This window comes from Halomonas sp., assembly GCF_014859505.1.
Lineage (GTDB): Bacteria > Pseudomonadota > Gammaproteobacteria > Pseudomonadales > Halomonadaceae > Halomonas.
This window is the reverse complement of sequence record NZ_JACUUD010000120.1, coordinates 1-7,723: the sequence shown is the minus strand read 5'-3', so window position 1 is coordinate 7,723 and position 7,723 is coordinate 1. Positions and strand designations below refer to the sequence as shown.

At 68.8% G+C, this 7,723-nt stretch carries 7 protein-coding genes; 3 read left to right on the top strand and 4 right to left on the bottom strand.

From position 1 onward, the window contains the following. Positions 1-83 precede the first annotated feature (83 nt). The 3 genes from IBX53_RS13125 to IBX53_RS13115 are packed head-to-tail and all read right to left on the bottom strand — an operon-like array spanning position 84 to position 4,262. Positions 84-2,060, bottom strand: a complete 1,977-nt coding sequence (locus IBX53_RS13125; RefSeq protein WP_290909958.1) for an aconitate hydratase — start codon at positions 2,058-2,060, stop codon at positions 84-86. A 43-nt stretch (positions 2,061-2,103) separates the two neighbouring features. Next, entirely contained in the window at positions 2,104-3,030 is a 927-nt protein-coding gene (locus IBX53_RS13120; protein WP_290909956.1) for a hydroxymethylglutaryl-CoA lyase, read from the bottom strand. A gap of 26 nt (positions 3,031-3,056) precedes the next feature. Next, on the bottom strand, positions 3,057-4,262 hold the full coding sequence (locus IBX53_RS13115) for a CoA transferase (RefSeq protein ID WP_290909954.1): 1,206 nt from the start codon (positions 4,260-4,262) through the stop codon (positions 3,057-3,059). Between the two features lie 154 nt (positions 4,263-4,416). Here IBX53_RS13115 and IBX53_RS13110 point away from each other — a divergent pair, with 154 nt between their 5' ends. Then, a complete protein-coding gene (locus IBX53_RS13110; protein WP_290909952.1) occupies positions 4,417-5,319 on the top strand; it encodes a LysR substrate-binding domain-containing protein in 903 nt (300 codons plus the stop codon). A gap of 3 nt (positions 5,320-5,322) precedes the next feature. Here the strand turns inward: IBX53_RS13110 and IBX53_RS13105 are convergent, their stop codons facing one another. Beyond that, complete coding sequence (locus IBX53_RS13105; protein WP_290909950.1) at positions 5,323-5,988, bottom strand: GntR family transcriptional regulator; 666 nt, start codon at positions 5,986-5,988, stop codon at positions 5,323-5,325. Positions 5,989-6,165: 177 nt separating this feature from the next. Between IBX53_RS13105 and IBX53_RS13100 the strand changes: the two genes are divergently transcribed. Together IBX53_RS13100 and IBX53_RS13095 are read left to right on the top strand one after the other, a co-directional pair. Beyond that, complete coding sequence (locus tag IBX53_RS13100) at positions 6,166-6,924, top strand: Asp/Glu racemase (RefSeq protein WP_290909949.1); 759 nt, start codon at positions 6,166-6,168, stop codon at positions 6,922-6,924. After that, on the top strand, positions 6,921-7,655 hold the full coding sequence (locus tag IBX53_RS13095) for a haloacid dehalogenase type II (protein ID WP_290909947.1): 735 nt from the start codon (positions 6,921-6,923) through the stop codon (positions 7,653-7,655). Before IBX53_RS13100 ends, IBX53_RS13095 begins: the two co-directional genes overlap by 4 nt. Positions 7,656-7,723 lie beyond the last annotated feature (68 nt).

Here is a 7,723-nt window from a genome sequence, read left to right as displayed (position 1 = left end):
GGTACAGCGTCGACGGTGAACCCTTCTGGGGTCAGGACCGCCTCGAACTGGTCGAGGAGGCCCTGACCCGCTGATCCCTGGGCTCAGCGGGCCGCCGTCAGCTCGCCCTGGCGAGCCCGCAGCTGGTTGATCACCCCGCCCAGGGCGATCAGCTCCCGCTGCCGCCGGGTCAGGCCGTGGTGCAGGCGGAAGTGGCCCTTGCCCACCACCTCGGCGGCAAGCGTGGGCCCGGCGGCCAATTGGGCGTGCAGGTCACGGATCACCAGGCTGTCGCCACGCTCCAGCCGCTTGGCATCCCGCGGTGACACGAAAGTGAGCGGCAGCGCGCCGAAGCAGATCAGGTTCTGCCAGTGGATGCGCGCGAAGCTTCTGGCCACCACTACCTGCAGCCCCAGGTAGCGCGGCACCAGGGCGGCGTTCTCGCGGCTGGAGCCCTGGCCGTAGTTGTGGCCGCCGACGATGGCGTGGCCGCCCAGTTCGCGGGTCGCCTCGGCGCGCCGGGCATAGTCGGGGTCCACCGCCTCGAAGGTGAAGGGCGCCGAGGCGTAGACGCTGCTCCAGTAGGGCATCACCCGCTGACCCGCCGGCATGATGTCGTCGGTGGAGATGTTGTCGCCGGTGACCAGCAGCACCGGCACCTCGATGAGGTCGGGCAGCGGAGCGAGCTCCGGCAGCGCCGGGGTGTTGTCGGTCTTCTGCAGCGGCTTGAGGCGCGCCTCGGCCAGCGGCAGCGGCGGCGTGAACACATCACGGTTGACCACCATCCGCTCGGGTTCCTGAATGCGCGGATAGGCCATGTCGAGGGTCCGCGGGTCGGTGATCACCCCCGCCAGCGCCGAGGCGGCGGCGGTCTCCGGGCTGCACAGGAAGACGCTGTCCTCCCGCGTGCCGGAGCGGCCGGGGAAGTTGCGCGGCACGGTGCGCAGGCTGTTGAGGCCCGCCGCGGGCGCCTGGCCCATGCCGATGCAGCCGTTGCAGCCGGTCTGGTGAAGCCGCGCTCCGCTGGCCACGAGATCCCCCAGATATCCCTCGCGGATCAGGGTGGCCAGCACCTGGCGGGACGAGGGGTTGATGTCCAGCGAGACGCCCTCGGCCACGGTGCGCCCGCGCACCATCTCCGCCACCACCGCGAAGTCCCGGTAGCCCGGATTCCCCGAGGAGCCCACATAGGCCTGGTGCAGCGGCTCGCCGGCCACCTCGCGAACCGGCACCACCCTGTCGGGGCTGGAGGGCAGCGCGATCAGCGGCACGAGCCCCGAGAGGTCAAGGGTCTCCTCCCGGTCGTAGCGACAGCCCGGCTCGGCGGCCAGCGGCTTCCAGTCCGACTCGCGGCCGCGGGCGGCCAGGAAGCGGCGGGTTTCCTCGTCGCTGGGGAAGACCGTGGCGGTGGCGCCCATCTCGGTACCCATGTTGGCCAGCACGTGGCGGTCCATGGCGGAGAGGTGCTCGAGGCCCGGGCCGTGGTACTCGATGATGGTGTCCTTGCCGCCGGCCACGCCGTGGCGGCGCAGCAGCTCGAGCACCGCGTCCTTGGCCGAGACCCAGTCCGGCAGGCGGCCCTCCAGGCGGATGCCCCAGATCTCGGGCATGGTCAGGTAGAGCGGCTCGCCGGCCATGGCCATGGCCACCTCGATGCCCCCGGCGCCGATCGCCAGCATGCCCAGCGAGCCGGCGGAGGTAGTGTGACTGTCGCAGCCGACGATGGACTGGCCCGGCACGCCGAAGTGCTCCATGTGCACCGGGTGGCTGATGCCGTTGCCAGGGCCGGAGTACCAGACCCCGAAACGTTCACAGGCGCTCTTGAGGAACAGGTAGGTCTCGGCGTTGAGGTGGTCGGCCTGCACCAGTCCGTGGTCGATGTACTGCACGCTGGGCGCGGTGTGCACCCGGTCGAGGCCCATGGCCTCGAGCTCGAGCATCACCAGGGTGCCCAGGACATCCTGAAGCAGGGCCTGGTCGATGCGCAGGGCGATCTCGCTGCCCGGCGTCATCTTGCCCTCGACCAGATGATCGCGGATCAGCTGCCGGGCGAGGTTCTGGGGCGTGGATGAGGAAGTCATTGTTGTTGGTCTCAGGATCACGATCGTTGATGGGGCGTCGGCGTCATTGGGCCGGCATGGGATAGCGCCTATCCGCCTTGCCGGCCTTCACCACCTGGCCCGGGGTGTCGTGGCCTACCATCTCCGGCAGCATGGCCGAGGCGGCCAGCAGGGCGTCGAGGTCGACGCCGGTGGGCACGCCCATCTGCTCGAACATGTGCACCAGGTCCTCGGTGCAGACGTTACCGGTGGCGCCAGGGGCGTAGGGGCAGCCGCCGAGGCCGCCCAGGGAGGCATCGAAGCGAGTGATGCCCGCCTGCCAGGCGGCCAGGGCATTGGCCAGCCCCATGCCGCGGGTGTTGTGGAAGTGCAGCGTGAAGGGGGTGCCGGGGAAGCGCGCCTGCGCCGCCTCGCAGAGGCGTGTCACCTGGGCGGGGTTGGCCATGCCGGTGGTGTCGCAGAGGGTCACTCCCTCGACGCCGAGCTGGAGCAGCCTGCCCACCAGGTCGAGGACCCGCGCCTGGGGGACCTCGCCCTCGAAGGGGCAGCCGAAGCTGGTAGAGAGCGAGGCGTTGACGAACACCTCCGCGCCCTGCGGGTGGGCGCGGACCGCCGCGAGGAGCTCGGTGAACTGCGCCAGTGACTGTTCCGGCGTCATGCGCAGGTTTGCCAGGCCGTGGGAGTCGCTTGCCGACATCACCAGGTTGATCTCGTCGACGCCGCAGGCCAGGGCCCGCTCGGCGCCCTTGAGATTGGGCACCAGCACGGTGATCCCCACCCCCGGACGGCGCTGGATGCCGGCGACCACCTCGGCGGCGTCGCGCAGATTGGGGATCGCCTTCGGCGAGACAAAGGAGGTGGCCTCGATACGGGCCAGGCCGGTGGCGGAGAGCGCGTCGATCAGGCGGATCTTGTCCGCGGTGGGCACGAAGGTCGCCTCGATCTGGAAGCCATCGCGGGTCGCCACCTCGTTGATCTGCAGTTGGGTCATGATGGGTGTCCTCGGTCGGCCAGGGATCAGATGATGCCGGCGTCGCGCAACTTGGCGCGGGTATCTGCGTCGATGCCCAGCTCGTCGAGCACCTCCTCGGTGTGGGCGCCGAGCGCCGGGCCGCCTTGGCCCAGGCGGCCCGGCGTAGCGCTGAGCTTGGGCAGCACCCCCGGGACCTTCAGCGGCCGGCCATCCGGCCGGGTGAACGACTGGATCATCTCCCGCGCCAGGTAGTGGGGGTCACTGGCGATGTCGGCGGCGGTATAGGGGTAGCCGGCCGGCACTCGGGCCTCGTCCAGGGCGGCGAGGATCTCGTCACGCCCCAGGGTCCGCGTCCAGGCCTCGACGGCGGCGTCGATCTCCCCGGCGCGACGGGTCCTGCCATCGTTGTGAGCCAGCGCCGGGTCCTCGGCCAGCTCGGGGCGGCCGATCACCGCCATCAGACGCTTGAAGATGCTGTCGCCATTGCCGGCGATCAGCACGTAGTCGCCGTCTCGGGTGCGATAGGCATTGGATGGCGTGATGCCCGGCAGGGCGCTGCCGCTGGGTTCGCGGACCTGGCCGCTGGCGTCGTATTCGGGCAGCAGGCTCTCCATCATGGCGAAGACCGACTCGTAGAGGGCCACATCGATCTCCTGGCCAAGCCCGCTGCGATGTCGCTCCTGGAGCGCCAGCAGGGTGCCGATCACCGCATAGAGGGCGGAGAGGGAGTCGCCGATGCTGACCCCGACCCGCACCGAGGGCTCGCCGGGCTGGCCGGTCAGGTAGCGCAGGCCGCCCATGGCCTCGCCGATCACCCCGAAGCCCGGCTTGTCGCGGTAGGGGCCGGTCTGGCCGTAGCCGGAGACACGCACCATGATCAGCCTTGGATTGGCGGACGCCAGCGCCTCATAGCCCAGCCCCCAGCCCTCCAGGGTGCCAGGGCGGAAGTTCTCGATCAGCACGTCCGCTTCGGCGGCCAGCCGCCGGACCAGCGCCTGGCCTTCGGCCCTGCGCAGGTCCAGGGAGACCGAGCGCTTGTTGCGGGTCTGCACGTGCCACCACAGCGAGGTGCCGTCCTCGATCATTCTCCATTTGCGAAGGGGGTCGCCGGTGCCCGGCGGCTCGACCTTGATCACGTCGGCGCCGAACTCGCCCAGCAGCTTGGTGGCGAAGGGACCGGCGATCAACTGGCCCAGCTCGATCACCTTGAGCCCGGCCAGCGGCAGCTGGCGTGAGGTCGGGGAGGTCATGGAGGAACTCCTGAATAACGCGGTTTGTAGTCACCGAGAGTGGGCCACCTCAGGCTCCCCTAGCAATTCGGCAATCGGGAACCGAGGTTTCGCTGTACACGAAGCCATGGGCTACCATGGGACGGAATCGTCCCTTCCCTGGAGTCCAGAGGCCATGCGCCGCTTCGATTTCGTGACCCTCAAGCTGTTCGTTGCCATCGCCGAGGAGGGGCGGCTGACCGCCGCCGCGGAGCGCGAACACCTGGCACTGGCCGCCGTCAGCAAACGGGTCAGCGACCTGGAATCCATGATCGGCACCGAACTGCTCTACCGGCGCTCCCGCGGCGTCGAGCTCACCCCGGCCGGGCAGGCCTTCCTGCACCATGCCCGGCGCATCCTCGAGGATGTCGCCCGCCTCGAGGCGGAGCTCAGCGAGTACGGCGAGGGCGTGCGCGGCCATGTGCGCATCCACTCCAACACCTCGGCGATCATTGCCTTCCTGCCACAGGACCTGAGCGTCTTCTCCCGGGAATACCCGCAGATCAAGCTCGACCTACAGGAGCGCACCAGCGCCGAGGCCATCGCCGCCGTGCGCGACGGCGTGGCCGATGTCGGCATCTTCGCCGGCCATGTGGCCGCCGACGGCCTCGAAGTGCTGCCCTACCGCAGCGACCAGCTGGTGCTGGTGACCCCGGAGGATCATCCGCTCGCCGATCGCGATCGCCTGTTCCTCCACGAGGCCACCGAGCATGATTTCGTCGGCCTGCAGCAGGACGCGTCCCTGCAGTCGCTGCTCCACGACCAGGCCAATCAGGCGGGGCGCAGCCTGCGCATGCGCATCCAGGTGCGCAGCTTCGACGCCATCTGCCGCATGATCCACCACGGCATGGGGATCGGCGTGCTTCCCGAGCGAACCCTCTACCACGACCTGCGTGACCTGCGCCTGAGGCTGATACCGCTGGCCGACGACTGGGCACGTCGGGAGATCGTCATCGGCATGCGTCACTACGAGACCCTGCCGGTGGTGGCCCGCCACCTGGTCGATCACCTGCTCAACACGCGCGACGACCCTGCCTGATCCTCAGGCGCGGCTCTGCTCGCGCACCGGGCGGATCTGTGCCGCTCGGGCCGCCAGGATATGGGCGCGCATCACCGAGGCCGCCCACTCGCCGTCACCGGCCGTCAGGGCACGGATCAGCTCGCGATGGTGGAGCATGCTGCCCTCGAGCTCCTCGGCGGTGTAGTGGTGAAAGCTGCGCCGCGATACCGGCACCTGCACGATGGTCTCCAGCAGTCGCTGCAGCCTCGGACTGTCGGATGCGGCCACCAGCTCGGCGTGAAAACGGTTGTTGAGCATCGCGATCTCATCCACCGCCTCCTCGTCGTCATGGGCGCAGAGGGACTCCATCTGTTCCGCCAGGGCCTCCAGGGCCGCCAGGCGTTCAGGGGCGATCCGCGAAGCAGCCCGGCGCACGACCTGAGGCTCCAAGAGCACCCGCAGCTCGAACACCTCCTCCACGTCTCGCGAGGTCCAGGCCACGACCCGGGCTCCATGATGGGGAATCGCTTCCACCCAGCCGTCCGAGACCAGGCGACGCAATGCCTCACGGATCGGCGTGCGGCTCAGGGCCATCTCCTGGCCGATGATTGCCTCCCGCACGTAGCTGCCGGCCGGGTAGTGCCCATCGAGGATGCGGTGCTTGATAACCCCGTAGACGCGGTCCGCGGCAGTCGTGGCATTCTCCATGTGACCAGCCCCTCTCGACCAAAGTCGAATCCGTAGTTGTGTACGATTGTTTGCATATCGAGCCACTACAGGCCTACATTTGGCCCCATTCGACCCACATTGCATACAACTTTTCGCTCTGCGTCGCTCCGCCGTCACGGCAGCGCCTGACAATACCTAACAACAGAGGAAGCCTCGATGAGCCAGCGCGCCTACCGCATCGGCCAGATCGTACCCAGCTCCAACACCACCATGGAAACCGAGATCCCCGCCATGCTGCGTGCCCGAGAAGCCATCGCGCCGGAGCGCTTCACCTTCCACTCCAGCCGCATGCGCATGAAGAAGGTCACCAGGGAAGAACTCGCCGCCATGGATGTGGAGTCCGACCGCTGCGCACTTGAGCTCTCCGATGCCCATGTCGACGTGATGGGCTACGCCTGCCTGGTGGCGATCATGAGCCAGGGGCACGGCTACCACCGAGAGTCCCAGCGGCGTCTGCACCAGGTCAGCGTCGACAATGGCCACCCCACTCCGGTGGTCTCCAGCGCTGGCGCCCTGGCCGAGGGGCTTCAGGTGCTGGGCGCCAAACGGGTCTCGATCATCACCCCCTACATGCGTCCCCTCACCGACATGGTGGTGGACTACATCGAGTCCGAGGGCATCGCCGTGAAGCACAGCATCGCACTGGAGATCCCCGACAACCTGGAGGTTGGCGCCCGCGACCCCCTGGCCCTGATCGAAATCGTCAAGGACCTCGACATCCAGGGGGTGGACGCCGTGGTGCTCTCCGCCTGCGTACAGATGCCATCGCTGGCCGCTATCCAGGCGGTGGAGGATGCCATCGGCCTACCGGTGGTCTCCGCGGCCACCTGCACCACCTACCGCATGCTCATGGAGCTTGGCCTCACGCCCATCGTGCCGAACGCCGGCCGACTGCTCTCTGGGGAGTGGGCATGAGCCTCATTGCTGCCGACCTGGCCGAGGTGAAGGCCCTGACCTTCGACGTCTTCGGCACCGTGGTGAACTGGCGCAGCAGCGTGATACGCGAGGGCGAGGCCCTGGGTCAGGCCCGCGGCATCAGCGTCGACTGGGCTGCCTTCGCCGACGCCTGGCGCGGCGGCTATGCGCCGGCCATGAACCGGGTGCGCCAGGGCGAGCTGCCCTGGACGCGGCTCGACGACCTCCACCGCATGACCCTGGACCGCCTGATCGGCGAGTTCGGCATCGGCGAGGCTCTCACCGAGCAGGACCGCCAGCACCTCAACCGTGCCTGGCACCGCCTCGACGCCTGGCCGGACAGCGTGTCGGGGCTCCGGCGCCTCAAGTCCCGCTTCATCCTCGCCACCCTCTCCAACGGCAACGTTTCGCTGCTGGTCAACATGGCCAGGCATGCGGGACTGCCCTGGGACTGCGTGATCTCGGCGGAGTTGGCCGGGCACTACAAGCGCGACCCGGAGGTCTACCACAAGGCCTGCGAGCTGCTCGACCTCGCGCCACACCAGGTGATGATGGTGGCGGCCCACCAGGACGACCTTCAGGCGGCCCATCGCGAGGGGCTGCGTACCGCCTTCGTCAAGCGGCCACTGGAGCATGGGCCGGATGCCACCCCCGACCTCTCGGTGGATCTGGTCTTCGACCTGGTAGCCGATGACTTCCACGACCTGGCCGACCAGCTGCTCGACCCCTGACCCGGGAGCGCCGCATGAGACTCGACCCCACCTCGCTCAGGCTGTTCGTCCGGGTCGCCGAGACCGGC

Excerpts from the sequence above, each read along its gene's own strand:
- IBX53_RS13110 (WP_290909952.1), top strand. The coding sequence starts at position 4,417 with ATGCGCCGCTTCGATTTCGTGACCCTCAAGCTGTTCGTTGCCATCGCC.
- IBX53_RS13125 (WP_290909958.1), bottom strand. The coding sequence starts at position 2,060 with ATGACTTCCTCATCCACGCCCCAGAACCTCGCCCGGCAGCTGATCCGC.
- IBX53_RS13105 (WP_290909950.1), bottom strand. The coding sequence starts at position 5,988 with ATGGAGAATGCCACGACTGCCGCGGACCGCGTCTACGGGGTTATCAAG.
- IBX53_RS13100 (WP_290909949.1), top strand. The coding sequence starts at position 6,166 with ATGAGCCAGCGCGCCTACCGCATCGGCCAGATCGTACCCAGCTCCAAC.
- IBX53_RS13115 (WP_290909954.1), bottom strand. The coding sequence starts at position 4,262 with ATGACCTCCCCGACCTCACGCCAGCTGCCGCTGGCCGGGCTCAAGGTG.
- IBX53_RS13120 (WP_290909956.1), bottom strand. The coding sequence starts at position 3,030 with ATGACCCAACTGCAGATCAACGAGGTGGCGACCCGCGATGGCTTCCAG.
- IBX53_RS13095 (WP_290909947.1), top strand. The coding sequence starts at position 6,921 with ATGAGCCTCATTGCTGCCGACCTGGCCGAGGTGAAGGCCCTGACCTTC.